Raw genomic sequence first — 16,918 nt, forward strand, 5'->3', positions numbered from 1 at the left:
CTTCGGTATGGCGGTGAGCGAGTCATGAGCACGAAGGACGCGCGTGCCGTGGATGGCTTCGGCGATTTCCGGCGAATCTGGGGCCTGCTGGCGCTGTCGCCCTGGCGGGTGGCGGTGGCCGTCGGATGGGGCGTGCTGGCGCTGGGTAGCGGGCTCGGGCTGGCGGCGTTGGCGGCGTGGCTGATCGCGCGGGCCTGGCAGATGCCGCCCGTGCTCGATTTGAGCGTTGCGGTGGTCGCGGTGCGGGCGCTCGGTATTTCGCGCGGCCTGTGCCGGTACCTGGAACGGCTTGCCACCCATGATGTCGCGCTGCGGTCGATGACGACCGCGCGCACCAGCGTCTATCGCACCTTGGCGCGCTCGGATGTGTGGTTGCGCCGGGCGCGGACCGAGTCGGGAGACTCGGAACCGGAGAGTGCCGCGCGATTGCGCCGCGGCGATCTGCTGGTCCGCATCGGCAGCGACATCGATGATCTCGGCGCGGTGGTCGTGCGCGCGCTGGTGCCGATCGCGGTCGCGATCGTGCTGGCGTTCGCCGCGGTCGGGCTGCTTGCCACGATCTCCGTTGCGGCCGCGGTGATTCTGGCCGTGGCGCTCGGAGTGTCCGGCATTCTCGCGCCCTGGCTCTCGGCGCGGGCCGCGCGCGAGGCGGAGACCGCGGTGCGTGCCGACCGTGCCGAATTCACCGCGCAGGCGCTCACCGTCCTGGACCACGCGGCCGAATTGCGCGTCGCTGGCAGGCTGGATGTGGCGCTGGCGGCCGCGAAGGACGCGGGCGAGCGCGCGGTCGCCGCCGAGGACAAGGCCGCATCCCACACCGCGTCGGCGGCCGCGGCGACCCCGCTCGCCATCGGCGCGAGCGTGCTCGGTGCCCTGCTCATCGGCATCGTCACCTACGGCCCGAACGGCGGCGCGCCCGGCGCCATGACGCCGATGGCGCTCACCATCCTGGTGCTGCTGCCGCTCTCGGCGTTCGAAGCGGTCGCGCCGCTGCCCGCCGCCGCACAGGCCATCACCACCGCGCGGGCCGCGCTGCGCAGGCTCTCGGCCGCCGAGTCCGCCGACCCGCGCCGGGAAGCCGGCTTGCCGCGCGAGCTGCCCGATCTGCCCGCCGGACGGCGGATCGCCGTCGTGGGCCCGAGCGGGGCGGGCAAGACCACGCTGCTCATGTCCTGGGCGGGTCTTTTCGACACCCCGCGGCCCGACACCACCTTCTTCGCCGAGGATGCCCACCTCTTCGGCACCAGCGTCCTGGAGAACCTGCGCGTGGCGCGCGGCGATATCAGTGAAGCCGAGGCGGAGAAGGCGCTGCGCGCGGTCGGTCTCGGCGACTGGCTGGATTCGCTCGCCGACGGGCTGCACACCGAACTGGTCGGCGGCGCGGCCGCGGTCTCCGGCGGGCAGCGCCGCCGCATCCTGCTCGCCCGCGCGCTGCTCGCACCGGCCAGGGTGCTGCTGCTCGACGAACCCACCGAACACCTCGAGGCCGAGGCGGGCGCCGACCTGCTGCGTGCCCTGCTCGACCCCGCGGGCGGACTGGTCGATCCGGACCGGACCGTCGTGGTCGTCACCCATCAACTGCCTGCCGGGCACCGGGCCGACGCGGTCGTCCACGTCGATGCATCGGCCCAGGTAGAGGTCGAATATCCGGCCCGGCGCCGCGCCGATTCCGCCCCGCGAGAAATTCCGTTGCCGACCTGCTGATCCTTGACTAATTTCGTCAGTACACAGGAAGGAGGTGGTTCGAAGAATGATTAATTCCAGGACACGTGAGGTGGCTGTCCGCTAGCGCCACCGCTGCAGGTGGTATCCGCCCGCGCGTGCGCTGAGCGAATACCAGCAGTCACCCGGCCCCCGAGCCCCCGGTCTTGTCCGACCGGGACCCGTGCAGGTTCCCGAACCCGCACCGGTACGGCTCGGGGGCCGTTCCATTTTTACGGTGACTGTTGTCGCCCAGGGGCGCTACGCTGGGCCAATGACTGTTGAGCCGCTGCCGGACTGGGTGGTTCCGCCCCCGGGCGGCTATACCGTCGATGCGTTCTTGGAGTTGCGTGGTCTTCCGAAACACACCGAGTTGATCGACGGGGGTCTGGTCTTTGTGAGCCCACAGGAGAAGTGGCACCGGCAGGTCCTCTCGCTCCTTCGGCGGGAACTGGACCTACAGGCACCCCCGCATCTGCGCGCAGATCGCGAAATGGCGGTGCGGCTCGGTAAGCGGCAGATGCCCGAACCCGATGTCCTCGTGGTGACCACCGAGGCTCTCGAGCGCAAGCAACCCTCGGCGTACTACTTCGCCGAAGATCTCGTTTTGGCCGTCGAAGCGGTATCACCTGATTCTCAGGAGCGAGACCGCGACACCAAACCACTGAAGTACGCCAAAGCGGGCATTCCGCACTACTGGCGAGTCGAGCGCGGTGAGGACGACCGTGTGGTCGTGTACGCCTATGAGATTGATCCCGTTAGCGAGCGCTATGTCCCGATCGGCATCTTCCATGACCGCCTGAAGATCAGCGTGCCGTTCCTGATCGACATCGACTTGACTGCGGTCGGACAGAGAGGCTGAACTCGCCGCCTCCGTGACGCGTCGACACCCCCGACCCTAGCGGCCAAGGGTGGCTGTCGCGGTCTGGCCGTTGCGACCACGCTGGCCGCCGACTTCGGCCGGGAAACCGGAAGCTGCGGGAATCAGCCGATGTAGCGCTGGAGGCGGGCGGAGAGGCGGGGTTCGAGGGGGCCGTCGGCTACTACGCGCTCTTCGACGTAGGCGAGGTCGCCGCCCTCGATGATGCCGTAGAGGCGCTTGGCGCCGCCGACGACGACACCGGACTGGCTGCGGATCACCACGTCGGTGGCCAACTCCCAGGAGGACTGGGTGAGTGCGGTGCCGTAGAAGAGTTCGACGATGCCGGAGCTGTGCGTCAGCAGCAGTTCGATGACCTCGTCGTTGCCGTCGATGCCGACCCGCCAGAAACCGGTCTCGCGCAGATCGGGCCCGCCGTAGCTGCCGTCGGCCTCGATGATCCAGGACCGCGAGTCCCAGGCGAGGTAGTCGCCGCCGTCGTGCGAGACGATGATCTGCTGGCCGAAGCGGTAATCCCCGCGTTCGGGGTCGTTGCCCTCGCCTTCGCCGCGCCAGACACCGACCATGGGCAGCAGCGCGAGCAGGGACGCGCTCAGATCCGGCCCGAGCCGCAGATTCGCGGTGTCCTCGGGAAGCGGCAGGTCGGGCAGCACCGGAATGTTGCGGGCGCCGGTCGATTTCGCGCGCTCGGCGGCCTCGGCCACGGCCTGATCGCCGCTGCGGCGGGCAGCCGTGTCCGCACCGCGCTGCCCTTCGCCGGGAGCGCTGCCGTTCATCTGTTCACTCGCTCGCTCGGCCGGGTTGGAACCTTCGCTCGCGAGGTCACTCATGACTCGGTGAACAGCCGGTAGAAGACGTACAGACCGAACCAGCCGATCAGCACGGAGACCAGGACCAGCAGAATTTCGAAGATGAGGACCACGTCTGGAGTCTAACGAGCGCCGGTCCGGGCAACACAACGGCCCCGGAGCTTCCGCGGGGGAAGCGCCGGGGCCGTTTGGTGTTCGACGCGCCTTACTTGGCGACCGCGACGTCCACGGCGTGGATGCCCGCGCCCTCGGGGCGGACCTCGGCCGAACCGTTGCCCGAGGAGGACAGCGCACGGACGGTCCACGAGCCCGGAGCCGCGAAGAAGCGGAAGTCGCCGGTGCCGGAGGCGACGACCTCGGCGGTGAAGTCACCGTTGCCGTCCAGCAGACGCACGAACGCGCCGCCGACCGGCTGACCGTCGGTGCTCAGGACGCGGCCGGTGATGACCGTCTCCTTCTCCACGTCGACGCCTGCGGGGATGGCCTGACCCTGGGTAGGTGCTGCACACATGTTGATTACGCTCCCAACTCGATCGGTGCACCGACGAGGGAGCCGTACTCGGTCCAGCTCCCGTCGTAGTTCTTGACGTTCTGGTGGCCGAGCAGTTCCTGGAGCACGAACCAGGTGTGCGAGGAACGCTCGCCGATGCGGCAGTAGGCGATGGTGTCCTTCTCGCCGTCGAGGCCGGCTTCCTTGTAGATCTCGGTGAGCTCGGCGTCGGACTTGAAGGTGCCGTCCTCGTTGGCCGCCTTGCTCCACGGCACGTTGATGGCGCCGGGGATGTGTCCGGGACGCTGGCTCTGCTCCTGCGGCAGGTGCGCGGGAGCGAGGATCTTGCCGGAGAACTCGTCAGGCGAACGCACGTCGACCAGGTTCTTGGCGCCGATGGCCGCGATGACCTCGTCGCGGAACGCGCGGATCGACAGATCGGGCGCGGAGGCCTTGTACTGGGTGCCGGGACGGTTCACGGCCTCGGTGGACAGCGGACGGCCGTCCAGCTCCCACTTCTTGCGGCCGCCGTCGAGCAGCTTGACGTTGTTGTGGCCGTACAGCTTGAAGTACCAGTAGGCGTACGCGGCGAACCAGTTGTTGTTGCCGCCGTAGAGGACAACCTCGTCGTCGTTCGAGATGCCGCGCGCCGAGAGCAGGTCGGAGAACTGCTCCTGGTTCACGAAGTCACGACGAACCTGATCCTGCAGGTCCTTCTTCCAATCGAGCCGCACGGCGCCCTCGATGTGGCCGCCATCGTAGGCAGAGGTGTCCTCATCGACCTCGACGAAGACGACGCCGGGGGCGTTGAGGTTCTCTTCGGCCCAGTCCACGGAGACCAGGACATCGGAGCGAGCCATTGTGTTCCTTTCAGAGATGACTTGCAGGGGTCAGTTCGATGCCGGGGCCCCGGCGGGAGCGTCAGGCCCGGAGGCGGAAGCCCGCGTAACCACGGAGGGCCCGCGGACGCCGCCATGGACGCTGTTCCGGCGGAGGCGGGCTACCAGCGGATAGATCTGGCAACCCAGGCAGATCCCGAACGCCGCGTTCAAGAACGCCGCGAACAGGGCAAAGCCGGCGAACACCGCGCCGACGACTGTGGAGCCGAGCACGAAGCCCAGCAGGCTGACGGCCGCGAACGCGAAGCCGAGCAACTGCGCGAAGCGCAGCGGCGGCGTCGGCTCGGTCTCGCTGGTGGGGGCGAGACGCGGCGCGAGGAAGGTGGCGAAGATCCGGCCGTACGGGTGCTTGCGCGGACCGGAGGCCGCGCCGATCGCGAAGACGACCGCCTGGAGCGCGATCAAGACCGCGGCGGCTGCCGGGGAGATGGCCGCGGCGAGCAGGACCAGGACGAGCACGGCGGTGGTGACCCAGGCCGCGAAGCGGGGACCGCGCACGTCGACGCGGTCGATCGCGGGGGGAATTGCGGTGTCTACGGAAGTGTTCCGGGTTTCGGTGGACATTGTGCGTACTCCTGCGCTGAATGCGTTGATTGGCTGGAAATTTGCCAACTCGCCGGGGGATCGTGTGATCACTCGCGCGGCGGGCAACGGTCGGCGTCAGGAAATTCCGGGGACAGCCGACCGATCAGCGGCACAGGCAGCAACAACCACCGAGCCGACACAGATCCACTGTGCGGCGTCGGGTGAGCATCAGCTCGTGGTCGGATTGCACGAAAGGCAGTTTACCCAATTGGAACGGAGAATTGGACCCGGGGTACGTCACAGTCGCCGTCCAGCGGCTTTACGACTGGTTTTGCCCCGTCAAGGGGGCCAACGCGGTGCGCAGATCGCCCGGCTTGGGCACGCCCGAGATGCGGAAGCGCTCCCGGCCTTCGATGTCGAAGACGAACGTGGTCGGCAGCGAGAGCACGTTCAGTTCCTTGGCGAGCGCGGGTTCGGCATCGATGTCGACCTCGATGTCCTGCGGCGGGCGCGGCGTCTCGGCCAAGTCCGTCGCGACTCCGGCAACCACTCGGCGAACCGCGGCACACGGCCCGCACCAGTCGGCGGAGAAGTGCAGCACGGCAGGACCGGAGCCGGTCACACCCACCCCGGCGAGTAGCGCGGCGCGCGCGGAGCCGGTCACTGCGGTGGGAGCGGCCGCGCGCAGCTTGCCGTGGCGGCCGCGCAGCGCCAGCCCGACGGCGAGTGCGGTGATCAGGACGAGAGCGAGAAGTGTGAGTTCGGTCATGGTCTCTGCAGCTGGTCCAAGTCGATCGTCACGTTCTCTCCTTTGCCCTCGACCAAGATCTGCCCGCCCAGCGCGAACACCTTGGTCGGGCGGACACCGAAGGGCAGGTCCTTCGTATCGATAGTGCGCGTGAAGCGCGCGAGCACCGCGGGCCGGTCCGCCTCGGAGACGACGGCGGTGGTGGTCAGATCGGTGTCGCTGCTGCGATAGAAGCCGGTCGCGACGACCTTGACCTGGTCGCCGTCCAGCATCACCTCGGCCTGCACCGCGACCTTGTCGCCGTTCTGCGCACCCGACTTTCCGGGCTGGGCGGTGCTGCCCGGCAGCGTGCCGGTGAGCACCAGCGCGCCCTCGGTGGTCATGCCGGTGCCGCCGGAGCCGCCCGTCCCGTCGGATTTGTCCGCCGGGCGCGAATGCACTTGCAGGTCGGGGATATTGAACAGGCGGCCCAGTTCGACCGGCTCGATGCGCATGGCCGCCTGGACCTTCTCCACCGGCACCTTGCGCACGTTGCCGTCGGCCAGGTCGCTCATGCTCACCCGGACGCCGGTGAGCGTCGCGTCGACCGAGATCTCGCCGGGAATGTCGGGGCGAACCACGGCCGCGCGGATCACCATGCTCTGGTACCGGCCGTCGAGGGCCTGGCCGAGAAACGGGAAGCCGTGGATGGTCACCTCGGGGTCGGCGCTGAGATCGGCCCCCTCGCGCAGGGTGCGCGAGACGCGGTACTCCGAGTAGGCGGCGGCACCGAAATCGATGACGACCGCCAAACCCGCGAGAACCAGCAGCCCGATGATCAGCTTGCGCATGCCATGAACAGTAATGCGAGGGCGCATTTCGGGTCGCGAGGGTCTCGTCCCGGGCATATCGGTCACCCGGATGGCGAGGTCATCGGGGTTGACGCGCTAATCTTGCACTCGATTACCTGTGATTAGCGATGTGGCTTCCGGCGATGCTGCTGTTGCCCGGCGCTACGAGATGGGAGGAGGGCTTGTGGAGCTGCTCCTGCTGACCTCTGACCCCAACCCGGAGTCGGTGTTGCCCTCGCTCGCGCTGCTCGCGCACAACGTGCGGCCCGCACCGACAGAGGTGGCGTCACTGCTCGAGGCGGGTACCGCCGATGTCGCACTTGTCGACGCCCGCACCGATCTCGCCGCCGCCCGCGGCCTGTGCCGACTGCTCGGCAGCACCGGTTCGTCGGTGCCGGTCGTCGCCGTGCTCACCGAGGGCGGGCTGGTCGCGGTCAACGCGGACTGGGGACTGGACGACATCCTGCTGCCCGGCACCGGCCCCGCCGAGCTCGACGCCCGGCTGCGCTTGCTGGTCGGTCGCAACGGCGGCGTGGCAAGCCCCGAGAACACCGGCAAGATCACCCTCGGCGAACTCGTCATCGACGAGGGCACCTACACCGCCCGGCTGCGCGGCCGCCCGCTCGACCTCACCTACAAGGAGTTCGAGCTCCTGAAATACCTTGCCCAGCACGCGGGCCGGGTCTTCACCCGCGCCCAGTTGCTGCAGGAGGTGTGGGGCTACGACTTCTTCGGCGGCACCCGCACCGTCGACGTGCACGTCCGCCGCTTGCGCGCCAAGCTCGGCAGCGAATACGAATCGCTCATCGGCACGGTGCGCAATGTCGGCTACAAGGCGGTCCGCCCCGCCCGCAACTCGACGAAGGGCGAGACCGTCACGTTCCCCGAGGACGACACCGAGGGCGACGACTCGACCCTCACGCCGCTCAACGGCTCGGCGCAGTAGGTCGTAGCGGCTCGCGTACCGCTGGCCCCGGAATGTCACGGTTGCCTATTGCGCTGACAGACTTCGACGAGAGCGGCGTCGAGTTGGTGTCGCGCAGTGGCGTACTTGGCGACGCCGTACGGGAGAGGGGCAGGACATGGTCGACGTGCGATGGGCCGACGAGCTGGATGCCGGCACGGCGCGGGCGGTGCGCGAGTTGCTCGGGCGGGCGACCTCCGCCGACGGCGTGGCCCCCGTCTCCGAGCAGGCCGTGCTCTCGCTGGACGAGAAGGGCGCGGCGCGGCATGTGCTCGCCGAGCGAGCGGGCACGATCGTCGGATACGCCAATCTCGTTCCTGCGCACGGAGATCACCCCGCGATGACGGAGGTCGCCGTCGATCCCGATGCACGCGGGAGCGGTGCAGGGACCGAACTCGTGCGCGCCGCACTGGCGGAGGGCGGGCCGGGCGCGCGGGTGTGGGCGCACGGTGATCGGCCCGCGGCCAAGGCGATCGCGGCCCGGCTCGACCTGGTCACCGCGCGCGAGTTGTGGCAGATGCGACGTCCTTTGGCAACTCCCGAGCTACCGGAGTTGACGGTTCCGGACGGGCTCGTCCTGCGCACCTACTCCGGCTCCGCCGACGACGCCGAACTGCTCCGCGTGAACAACGCCGCGTTCCACTGGCACCCCGAGCAGGGCGGCTGGACCGAGCGCGATGTCCAGGTCCGTCGCGCAGAGCCGTGGTTCGACCCGAAGGGCCTGTTCATCGTCACGGACGCCGGCGAGCCCGCCCGCATTCTCGGCTTCCACTGGACCAAGGTGCACCACGAGGAGCATCCCCCGGTCGGTGAGGTCTACATCGTCGGCATCGATCCCGCCGCCCAGGGCCGCGGACTCGGCCGTCTCCTCACCCTCGCGGGCCTGCACCACCTGCGCGACGGCGGACTCCCGGAGGCCCTGCTCTACACGGAAGCGGACAACACCGCCGCCGTCCACACCTACACCCGGCTCGGCTTCACCACCGCTCACGTCGACGTCGCCTACGCCGCCCGGTAGATCGAATCCGTCGAGTCCAGGTGAACGCCGGTGCCTGCCTTGCCCGTATCGGGGCGTTCGACGTCGCCCACGCCCCACGGCAACCCGAATCCGACGAGTCCAGGTGAGACCGCCACCCAGGGCAGGTCTCGCCCGTCGGAATCGCGTACGAAAGCTCCCGAAACGCGTGACGCAATCCGGACGGCACCCCAACGAAATGTGGCGCGAAAGTGACCAGGCGGGGCCGTCCAGTGAAGCTGCGGCAAATGTCACACAAAACAGACGCAATCGCGCCGGTGTGTTCACCTCGCGTTCACTCAGCTTGGTCCCGTTGTCAACCGGGCGACTTTACGTTACTTAAGGGCAGTGCAGCTGCTGCCTGGTGCGCAAGTTCCCCGCGAACGGCACCACAACACCCGCCCGGGCCGGTGAGGGACCGGGCGTGTCGGACGCGATTCCCGGAGGAATAGTGAATCTCAAGCGCAGCAGCGCCCTTGTCGGTGTGCTGGCCGCCGTCGCCATGCCACTTGCCGCCTGTGGCAGCGACGACAACACCACCGGCGATCCCAGCAACGCCGCCAACTCCAGCGTCGCCTGCGGTGGCAAGAAGTCGCTGAAGGCCAGTGGCGCGTCCTCCCAGAAGAACGCCATGGAGCGCTTCATCGCCGCCTACGAGGCGAACTGCGACGGCTACACCCTGAACTACACCTCCAGCGGCTCCGGTGCGGGCGTCAACGAGTTCATCGGCAACCAGACCGATTTCGGCGGCTCCGACTCCCCGCTCAGCTCGAAGAAGGAAGAGCCCGCCAAGGCTCAGGAGCGCTGCGGCGCCCCGGCGTGGAACCTGCCGACCGTCTTCGGCCCGATCGCGATCACCTACAACATCGACGGCGTCACCGACCTGGTGCTCGACGGCCCGACCGCCGCCAAGGTGTTCAACGGCACCGTCGCCACCTGGGACGCCCCCGAGATCAAGGCGCTCAACCCGAACGCCAAGCTCCCGTCGGAGAAGATCGCCGTGATCTTCCGCTCGGACGAGTCGGGCACCACCGACAACTTCCAGCTCTACCTGGACGCCGCCTCCGACGGCGCGTGGGGCAAGGGCGCGGGCAAGACCTTCAACGGCGGTGTCGGTGAGGGCGCCAAGGGCAACGAGGGCACCTCGGCCGCGATCAAGAGCACCAAGAACTCGATCACCTACAACGAGTGGTCCTTCGCCAAGTCGCAGAACCTCTCCGTCTCGCAGATCGTCACCTCGGCGGGCAAGGACCCGGTGAAGCTGTCGGTCGAGACCGCGGGCAAGGCCATCGACGGCGTGAAGATCAAGGGTGAGGGCAACGACCTCGTCCTCGACACCAGCTCGTTCTACAAGCCGACCGCCGCGGGCTCCTACCCGATCATGATGGCGACCTACGAGATCGTGTGCTCGAAGTACAGCGACGCCGAGACCGGCAAGGCCGTCAAGGCGTTCCTGACCTCCGCCGTGACCAACGGCCAGAAGGGCCTCGACGAGGGCGGTTACATCCCGATCCCCGAGCAGTTCAAGACCCGCCTGACCACCGCGATCAACGCCATCTCCTGATCGCATAACCATGACCGTGCACCCTGAGGTGACCGCACCGGGCTCGTCGGACTCGACGGGCCCGTCGGCGGCTGGAGATACTGCGCAGATGCCGAGTGATACGAACACCGAGCCGGCCCCGGTGAAGAGCCGTCCGCCCCACAGCCAACGCGCCGAGGTCGTTTTCCGCTCGCTCGCGACGGCCGCGGGCGCGATCATCGTCGCGTCCATCGCGTTGATCGCGCTGTTCCTATTGATTCGCGCAGTGCCTTCGCTCAGGGCCGACCAGGTGAACTTCTTCACCAGCACGGAGTTCAGCACCACCAACGCGGACGACCTCCGGTTCGGCATCCGTGACCTGCTCATGGTCACGGTGCTGAGCTCGGTCTTCGCGCTGGCGATCGCGGTGCCGATCGGTGTCGGCATCGCGCTGTTCCTGACCCACTACGCGCCGAAGACGTTGGCGCGCCCGTTCGCGATGCTGGTCGACCTGCTCGCCGCGGTGCCGTCCATCGTCTTCGGTCTGTGGGGTTTCCTGGTGCTGGCTCCGGAACTGGAGCCGGTGCAGCGCTTCCTGAACGAGAACCTCGGCTGGTTCTTCTTGTTCGCCGACGGCAATCTCTCCAGCTACGGCGGCACGATCTTCACCGCGGGCGTTGTGCTCGCGGTGATGATCCTGCCGATCATCACGTCGGTTTCGCGTGAGGTCTTCCACCTGACACCGGTCTCGCACATCGAGGCGGCGCAGGCGCTCGGTGCGACCAAGTGGGAGGTCGTGCGGATGACGGTGCTGCCCTACGGGCGCAGCGGTGTGATCGCGGGCTCGATGCTCGGCCTCGGCCGCGCGCTCGGTGAGACCATCGCGGTCCTCGTCGTGCTGCGCACCTCGGCACAGGCGGGCGGCTGGTCGCTGTTCGACGGCGGCTACACCTTCGCCTCCAAGATCGCTTCGGCGGCATCGGAATTCAGCTCGCCGCTGCCGACCGGTGCCTATATCGCGGCGGGCTTCGTGCTGTTCGCGCTGACCTTCGTGGTCAACGCGCTGGCCAGGCTCGCGGCAGGCGGAAAGGTGAACGGCTGATGGCAACGCTGACGAAGTTCGACCAGCCGGTCAAGGCCCCGACCTTCCGGCACGTGAGCACCGCGCGGCGGGTGAAGAACCAGCTCGCCACGGGCCTGGTCACCGCCTGCTTCGCCATCGCGCTCGTGCCGCTCGGCTGGGTGCTGTGGATGGTGATCAGCAAGGGCATCAGCGCGATCGCCTCCCTCGACTGGTGGCAGAAGTCGCAGAAGGGCATCCTGCCCGATCAGTTCGGCGGCGGTGTCTACCACGCGATCTACGGCACCATCGTCCAGTCGGCGGTCGCGGCGATCATCGCCGTGCCGCTCGGCATCATGGCCGCGGTCTACCTGGTCGAGTACGGCAGGGGCAGGCTCGCCAAGGTCACCACGTTCATGGTCGACATCCTGGCGGGCGTGCCGTCGATCGTCGCGGCGCTGTTCATCTTCGCGCTGTGGATCGCCACGCTCGGCGCCCCGCAGAGCGCCTTCGCGGTGTCGCTGGCGCTGGTGCTGCTGATGCTCCCGGTGGTGGTGCGCAGCACCGAGGAAATGCTGAAGCTGGTGCCGGACGAGTTGCGCGAGGCCTCCTACGCGCTGGGCATTCCCAAGTGGAAGACCATCGTGCGGATCGTCATACCGACCGCCGCGCCCGGCATGATCAGCGGCACGCTGCTCTCCCTCGCCCGCGTCATGGGCGAGACCGCGCCGGTGCTGGTGCTCGTCGGCTACTCGAAGTCGATCAACACCAATCTCTTCGACGGCAACATGGCCTCGCTGCCGCTGCTGATCTACCAAGAGCTGGCCAACCCCGAAGCGGCGGGCCGCGAACGAGTCTGGGGTGCGGCGCTGACGCTGATCCTGCTCATCGCGCTGCTGTACCTGGCGGCGGCGGGCGTCAACAAGCTGCTCACGCGGAACCGATAGAAGCGAACGGATATTCAGATGGCCAAGCGCATCGACGTCAAAGACCTGAACATCTACTACGGCAAATTCCACGCGGTTGCCGATGTCGCGCTCACGGTGTTGCCGCGCAGCGTGACCGCTTTCATCGGCCCGTCCGGTTGCGGTAAGTCCACCGTGCTTCGCTCGCTCAACCGCATGCACGAGGTGACCCCGAGCGCCCGCGTCGAGGGCGCCGTGCTGCTGGACGGCGAGGACATCTACGGCGCCACCGTCGACCCGGTCGGCGTGCGCCGCACCATCGGCATGGTGTTCCAGCGGCCGAACCCGTTCCCCACCATGTCGATTCGCGACAACGTGGTGGCCGGGCTGAAGCTGCAGGGCGTGCGCAACAAGAAGGAGCTCGACGAGGTCGCCGAGCGCTCGCTACGCGGCGCCAACCTCTGGAACGAGGTCAAGGACCGCCTCGACAAGCCGGGCGGCGGCCTGTCCGGCGGTCAGCAGCAGCGTCTGTGCATCGCGCGCGCCATCGCGGTCTCGCCCGACGTGCTGCTGATGGACGAGCCCTGTTCGGCGCTGGACCCGATCTCCACGCTCGCGATCGAGGACCTGATCACCGAGCTGAAGAAGGAATTCACGATCGTCATCGTGACGCACAACATGCAGCAGGCCGCCCGCGTGAGCGACCAGACCGGCTTCTTCAACCTGGAGGCCCAGGGCAAGCCGGGCAAGCTGATCGAGATCGACGACACCGAGAAGATCTTCTCCAACCCGGGCCAGAAGGCGACGGAGGACTACATCTCCGGCCGCTTCGGGTAATCACTTCCCGGTCACGCCTCGCCTACTTTTGGCGATTGGCATCGCAAGGCCTGCTCAACATGTTGGGCAGGCCTTGTCTTTGCAGCCCTGGCCCTCAACGCAGAGTTCGAGGCCGACCTGCCGAACTCGTACAGGTCCTTTTCCAACAGTTTGCCGTCGGCGGTGGAGTCGAACTGAAAGTCCGACGCCCACACCACCTTCGACGCATCCGCCTCGACCATGGGCGCGATCGAGGTCCCGGCACGCTTGCGGGGCGAGTGCTCGCGCACCTGCAAGCCCTCCTCACGCCAGAGCCGAGGTATTCGCCCTTGGGCCGGATACCGCTGCCGCCCTTCTCATTTCGATCGGTGACAACCCCGATCGGCTGAACTCCGAAGCGGCGTTCGCGCGGCTGTGCGGGCGTCGCACCTATCCCGGCCGAGGATCCCTTGCGAACGGGTGCGGAAGGTGCGCTCGAGTCATTGTTTCCTCCAGCATGGTTCGGTAGGCTGTGGAGCAAGGGGGGGTTCGAATGGCGAAACCTCTGTGGAATCTATTGAAGCGAAAGAGGATTCGTGATGACAGTACGATTTTTCTCTGGTGCGTTGGTCGGTGTGGCCACGATCTTGGCCACCGCGATGCTTGCCCCGCAAGCTGAGGCTGTGCCAAACGCGCCTTGCAATGCGCATACTGTCGGCAACATTCGCTCTGAGGGCGGGACGAAGTGGATTTGTTTCTCATACGGCCAGGGCCGGTACGGATGGATCGTCAGATAGTGACCCGGCTGCTGTTGTGATCTGCGCCGTCGACAACTGGCAAGCCGTCGGCGCATAACCCAACAGTCCAACGATCGGTTCGGGGGCCCGCACGAAAATCGTGCGGGCCCTTGGCGTCTGCACCGCCTGGCACGCCGGGCCGCCGACCGCCGCTACGTCCTCGCACAGGGTTCATACGGTTCGCAGAGGCTGCAACGTCTGCGAAGCGGGTGAAGAGTGTGCGAGGAACTGAATCGAGCTGGAAATGGCTCGGCCCCGGCGTGCACCGCCGGGGCCGAGAGTCTGTGATCCGCGCGTGCCCTCTGCTGTTGCCCGGCAGCAGTGCGCGTCGGGCGGCGCGTTCTAGGCTTCTGTGTCGGGGTCCGCGGGGAGCACGCCGGTGACGAGGAAGATCACCCGGCGGCCGATCTCCACCGCGTGGTCGGCGAAACGCTCGTAGTAGCGGCCGAGCAGGGTGACGTCGACCGCCGCGGCGACGCCGTACTTCCAGTCCCGGTCCATCAGCAGGGTGAACAGGTGGCGATGCAGATCGTCCATCGCCTCGTCGTCCTGGTTGAGCTGGGCGGCGCGATCGGGGTCACGCGTCTCCAGCACCTCCTTGGCGCCCGCGCCCATGTTCACCGCGATGCGGCCCATCTCGGCGAAGTAGCCGTTCACCGATTCCGGCAGCGCGTGGTTCGGGTGGCGCCTGCGGGTGACCTTGGCCACGTGCAGGGCAAGCGCACCCATCCGGTTCACGTCCTGCACGATCTGGATGGCGCTGACCACCTGGCGTAGATCACCCGCGACCGGCGCCTGGAGCGCGAGGAGGGCGAACGCCTTCTCCTCGGCATCGGTGATCATTTCGGCGATCCGGTCGGACTCGGTGATCACCTGCTCCGCGAGCGCCAGATCGGCTTGTAGCAGCGACTGGGTGGCCCGGTCCATGGCCGTACCCGCGAGGCCGGCCATCTCGCCCAGCAGGTGGGCGAGATCGGCCATTTGCTCGTTGTAGATGACACGCATGAAACCAGACACTAGTTCCCGGCGCTGTCCAAGTCACCAACGGAGGGTGAATCCCCGGTGCTCACCGCGTCGCCACAGCTCGCGCCGGACTCACTCGCAGACGTCGTCGGCGGCGTTCACGTGCTCCAGATCCGAAGGCAACGTGAGCGGCGTCGCACTCGGCGAGGTGGTGGCGGGCACGTCCGAGGTGGTCCCGCCGATCGCCTACTTACAGATCTCGTCGGCCGCGTTGACGTGTTCCAGGTCCGAGGGGAGAACGGCCGGGCCGGACTCGGTGGCGGTGCTCGTCGCGACGTTGCTGATCACATCGCCGACCGGGGTCGGAGCCTTCACGGTGACGCCGTTGGCGGAGTCGGCGCCGACGACCACCTCGACGATACCGCCGAGGTCGTCGGCGGCCTCGATGGTCGCGCCGGGGACCGCCGAGGCCACCGTGGCGGCCTCGGCCTCCAGCCCCGCACCGTAGCGGACCTTGGTCGTGGCGGCCGTGCCGCTGACATAGTTGGCGACGTTGTAGATCGTGAAGCCCTGGTTGCCGAGCTTGGTGGCCGCCGTGCGCGCCAGGCCGTCGTAGCCCGAGCCGTTGGAGACCAGCAGCGAAACCGTGGACGGATCCACCGCGGTGTACTTCGACGGCGTCGGCGCGGCCGGGGCGGGAGCGGGTGCGTCGTCCTGGACGGTCGGCTTCTCGCCCGGCAGCGGCTGATCGTCGCGGATCGCCTTGAAGATCGCCTTGATGTCGGATTCGCGCGGGATCTCGTTGCCGTAGGCCGTGGTGCCCGCGGTCGGAACGGTGATGAAGGTGACCGTGCCCGCGTCGATCTTCTGCAGCGAGCGTCCCAGCATCAGCAGGTCGTTGGTATCGACCCCCTGGACCATGGTGTGCTTGCTGAACGCCTCGATGAAACCGTTCATCCTGCCCGGATCGAACAGCACCCTGCTCGACAGCGCGCCGCGCAGCAGCGAGGCCAGGAAGCGCTGCTGCCGGTTGATGCGGTCGTAGTCGCTGCGTTCCTCGCCGTAAACATGCCGGGCGCGAACATAGTTCAGCGCGGTCTCGCCGTTGATGCGCTGCTGGCCGGGCTGTTCCAGGATGGTGCCGAGCACGTCGTCGATCAGCGGCTTGGTCGCGCACACCTCGACACCGTTGATCTGGTCGACCATCGCCTCGAATCCGGCGAAGTCGATGGCGATGAAGTGATTGATCGAGGCGCCGGTCAGCCGCTGGATCGTGCTGACGAGGCACTTCGGGCCGCCGAGTGCGTAGACGGCGTTGAGCTTGCCGTCCATGGCGGGGGGGAAGGTCTCCTTGGTCTCCTTCTCGCCGTCCCAGCCGTTGCACTTGGGCCTGGTCACGTCCAGGTCGCGAGGGAATGACACGACGACGACCCGGTTCCTGGCCTTCGGGATGTGCACGAGCATGGTGGTGTCCGCGCGGGATCCCTCTGCGTCTTCCACGGTGCCCGCGCCCAACTGGCCGTTGGCGCCCGCGCGGGTGTCGGTGCCGACGAGCAGGTAGTTCTCGTCGCCGAGCTGGGCACCGGAATCGACGATGTCCTCTGAGTTCACGTCGAGGGCGGAGACCTGGGTGAAGTTGTTGGTGGCCGACCGCATGTAGCTCCAGCCGCCGCCGGTGATCAGCAGCACCAGCACCGCGAACATCGTGGCGGCCACCCGGCCCGCGGTCTTGGCCCGCCGGCTGCGCCGTTGCTTCGAAGCGGCAAGCCGGGACAGCGGCGGGGAGCCGACGGCTTTGGGCGGCGCCGCGGGCTTCGTGGCGGTCTTGGCCGCGGGGTTGGGGGTCGCGGCGGACTCGGTCGTCGGCCACTTCGTGGTCGCGGGCTCGGGGGCCTGCGGTTCGGCTAGCGGCGGTAGTACGTCGGTGACCTCTGCGGCGGTCTCGGCCGGTTCGGCGGCCCGGCGCGGCGCGGCGGCGGGTGTCGCGCCGGTGATGTCGTCCACGACGGCGGACG

General features: G+C 67.9%; 17 protein-coding genes and 1 pseudogene. 9 read left to right on the forward strand and 9 right to left on the reverse strand.

The annotated features are described in order from the left end of the window. Nucleotides 1–24: 24 nt before the first annotated feature. Together NL1_RS21335 and NL1_RS21340 are read left to right on the forward strand one after the other, a co-directional pair. A complete protein-coding gene (locus tag NL1_RS21335; RefSeq protein WP_067842024.1) occupies nucleotides 25–1,704 on the forward strand; it encodes an ATP-binding cassette domain-containing protein in 1,680 nt (559 codons plus the stop codon). A 271-nt stretch (nucleotides 1,705–1,975) separates the two neighbouring features. Then, nucleotides 1,976–2,563 (forward strand): Uma2 family endonuclease, encoded by a 588-nt coding sequence (locus NL1_RS21340; RefSeq protein WP_067842028.1) that lies wholly within the window; start codon nucleotides 1,976–1,978, stop codon nucleotides 2,561–2,563. A 122-nt stretch (nucleotides 2,564–2,685) separates the two neighbouring features. Here NL1_RS21340 and NL1_RS21345 read toward each other — a convergent pair whose 3' ends face one another. From NL1_RS21345 to NL1_RS21370, 6 genes are all read right to left on the reverse strand, one after another. Then, nucleotides 2,686–3,411, reverse strand: a complete 726-nt coding sequence (locus NL1_RS21345; RefSeq protein WP_084510823.1) for a heme-binding beta-barrel domain-containing protein — start codon at nucleotides 3,409–3,411, stop codon at nucleotides 2,686–2,688. A 184-nt stretch (nucleotides 3,412–3,595) separates the two neighbouring features. Continuing rightward, entirely contained in the window at nucleotides 3,596–3,901 is a 306-nt protein-coding gene (locus NL1_RS21350) for a DUF1416 domain-containing protein (protein ID WP_067842031.1), read from the reverse strand. Between the two features lie 5 nt (nucleotides 3,902–3,906). Beyond that, nucleotides 3,907–4,740 carry a sulfurtransferase gene (locus NL1_RS21355; RefSeq protein WP_067842033.1) on the reverse strand — a complete coding sequence of 278 codons (834 nt, stop codon included), beginning with the start codon at nucleotides 4,738–4,740 and terminating at the stop codon, nucleotides 3,907–3,909. Between the two features lie 30 nt (nucleotides 4,741–4,770). Next, nucleotides 4,771–5,343: a DUF4395 domain-containing protein gene (locus tag NL1_RS21360; protein ID WP_084510824.1), complete on the reverse strand. Its 573-nt coding sequence runs from the start codon at nucleotides 5,341–5,343 to the stop codon at nucleotides 4,771–4,773. A 280-nt stretch (nucleotides 5,344–5,623) separates the two neighbouring features. Beyond that, on the reverse strand, nucleotides 5,624–6,073 hold the full coding sequence (locus NL1_RS21365) for a thioredoxin family protein (protein WP_067842035.1): 450 nt from the start codon (nucleotides 6,071–6,073) through the stop codon (nucleotides 5,624–5,626). Beyond that, nucleotides 6,070–6,882, reverse strand: a complete 813-nt coding sequence (locus NL1_RS21370; protein WP_067842037.1) for an LmeA family phospholipid-binding protein — start codon at nucleotides 6,880–6,882, stop codon at nucleotides 6,070–6,072. The genes NL1_RS21365 and NL1_RS21370 overlap by 4 nt, the downstream gene beginning before the upstream one ends. 184 nt (nucleotides 6,883–7,066) lie before the next feature. On the opposite strand from NL1_RS21370, the gene NL1_RS21375 reads away from it, so the two are divergent. The 6 genes from NL1_RS21375 to pstB all read left to right on the forward strand — a co-directional run bounded on the left by NL1_RS21375 (nucleotide 7,067) and on the right by pstB (nucleotide 13,185). Next, nucleotides 7,067–7,828 (forward strand): winged helix-turn-helix transcriptional regulator, encoded by a 762-nt coding sequence (locus NL1_RS21375; RefSeq protein WP_067842039.1) that lies wholly within the window; start codon nucleotides 7,067–7,069, stop codon nucleotides 7,826–7,828. Nucleotides 7,829–7,964: 136 nt separating this feature from the next. Beyond that, nucleotides 7,965–8,864 (forward strand): mycothiol synthase, encoded by a 900-nt coding sequence (mshD, locus tag NL1_RS21380; RefSeq protein ID WP_067842041.1) that lies wholly within the window; start codon nucleotides 7,965–7,967, stop codon nucleotides 8,862–8,864. A 448-nt stretch (nucleotides 8,865–9,312) separates the two neighbouring features. Continuing rightward, entirely contained in the window at nucleotides 9,313–10,425 is a 1,113-nt protein-coding gene (gene pstS / locus NL1_RS21385; RefSeq protein ID WP_156094977.1) for a phosphate ABC transporter substrate-binding protein PstS, read from the forward strand. A gap of 88 nt (nucleotides 10,426–10,513) precedes the next feature. Continuing rightward, complete coding sequence (gene pstC / locus NL1_RS21390; protein WP_156094974.1) at nucleotides 10,514–11,485, forward strand: phosphate ABC transporter permease subunit PstC; 972 nt, start codon at nucleotides 10,514–10,516, stop codon at nucleotides 11,483–11,485. Continuing rightward, nucleotides 11,485–12,390, forward strand: coding sequence for a phosphate ABC transporter permease PstA (gene pstA, locus NL1_RS21395; protein ID WP_174553448.1), 906 nt, complete (start codon nucleotides 11,485–11,487; stop codon nucleotides 12,388–12,390). Before pstC ends, pstA begins: the two co-directional genes overlap by 1 nt. An 18-nt stretch (nucleotides 12,391–12,408) precedes the next feature. Further along, nucleotides 12,409–13,185, forward strand: coding sequence for a phosphate ABC transporter ATP-binding protein PstB (gene pstB, locus NL1_RS21400; protein WP_067842047.1), 777 nt, complete (start codon nucleotides 12,409–12,411; stop codon nucleotides 13,183–13,185). A gap of 11 nt (nucleotides 13,186–13,196) precedes the next feature. On the opposite strand, the gene NL1_RS37770 is transcribed toward pstB, so the two are convergent. Continuing rightward, nucleotides 13,197–13,454, reverse strand: a complete 258-nt coding sequence (locus NL1_RS37770) for a hypothetical protein (protein ID WP_156094975.1) — start codon at nucleotides 13,452–13,454, stop codon at nucleotides 13,197–13,199. Nucleotides 13,455–13,471: 17 nt separating this feature from the next. On the opposite strand from NL1_RS37770, the pseudogene NL1_RS40425 reads away from it, so the two are divergent. Then, a pseudogene (locus NL1_RS40425) lies at nucleotides 13,472–13,604 on the forward strand (transposase); the annotation flags it as partial. A 678-nt stretch (nucleotides 13,605–14,282) separates the two neighbouring features. On the opposite strand, the gene phoU reads toward NL1_RS40425, so the two are convergent. Further along, entirely contained in the window at nucleotides 14,283–14,945 is a 663-nt protein-coding gene (gene phoU, locus NL1_RS21410) for a phosphate signaling complex protein PhoU (protein ID WP_067842058.1), read from the reverse strand. Between the two features lie 204 nt (nucleotides 14,946–15,149). Beyond that, nucleotides 15,150–16,918, reverse strand: a 1,769-nt coding sequence (locus NL1_RS21415) for an LCP family protein (protein WP_084510827.1), incomplete at its 5' end; no start/stop codon positions are given.

Origin of the sequence: Nocardia lijiangensis NBRC 108240, from assembly GCF_001613045.1 — a bacterium.
In the GTDB taxonomy this organism is placed as follows: domain Bacteria; phylum Actinomycetota; class Actinomycetes; order Mycobacteriales; family Mycobacteriaceae; genus Nocardia; species Nocardia lijiangensis.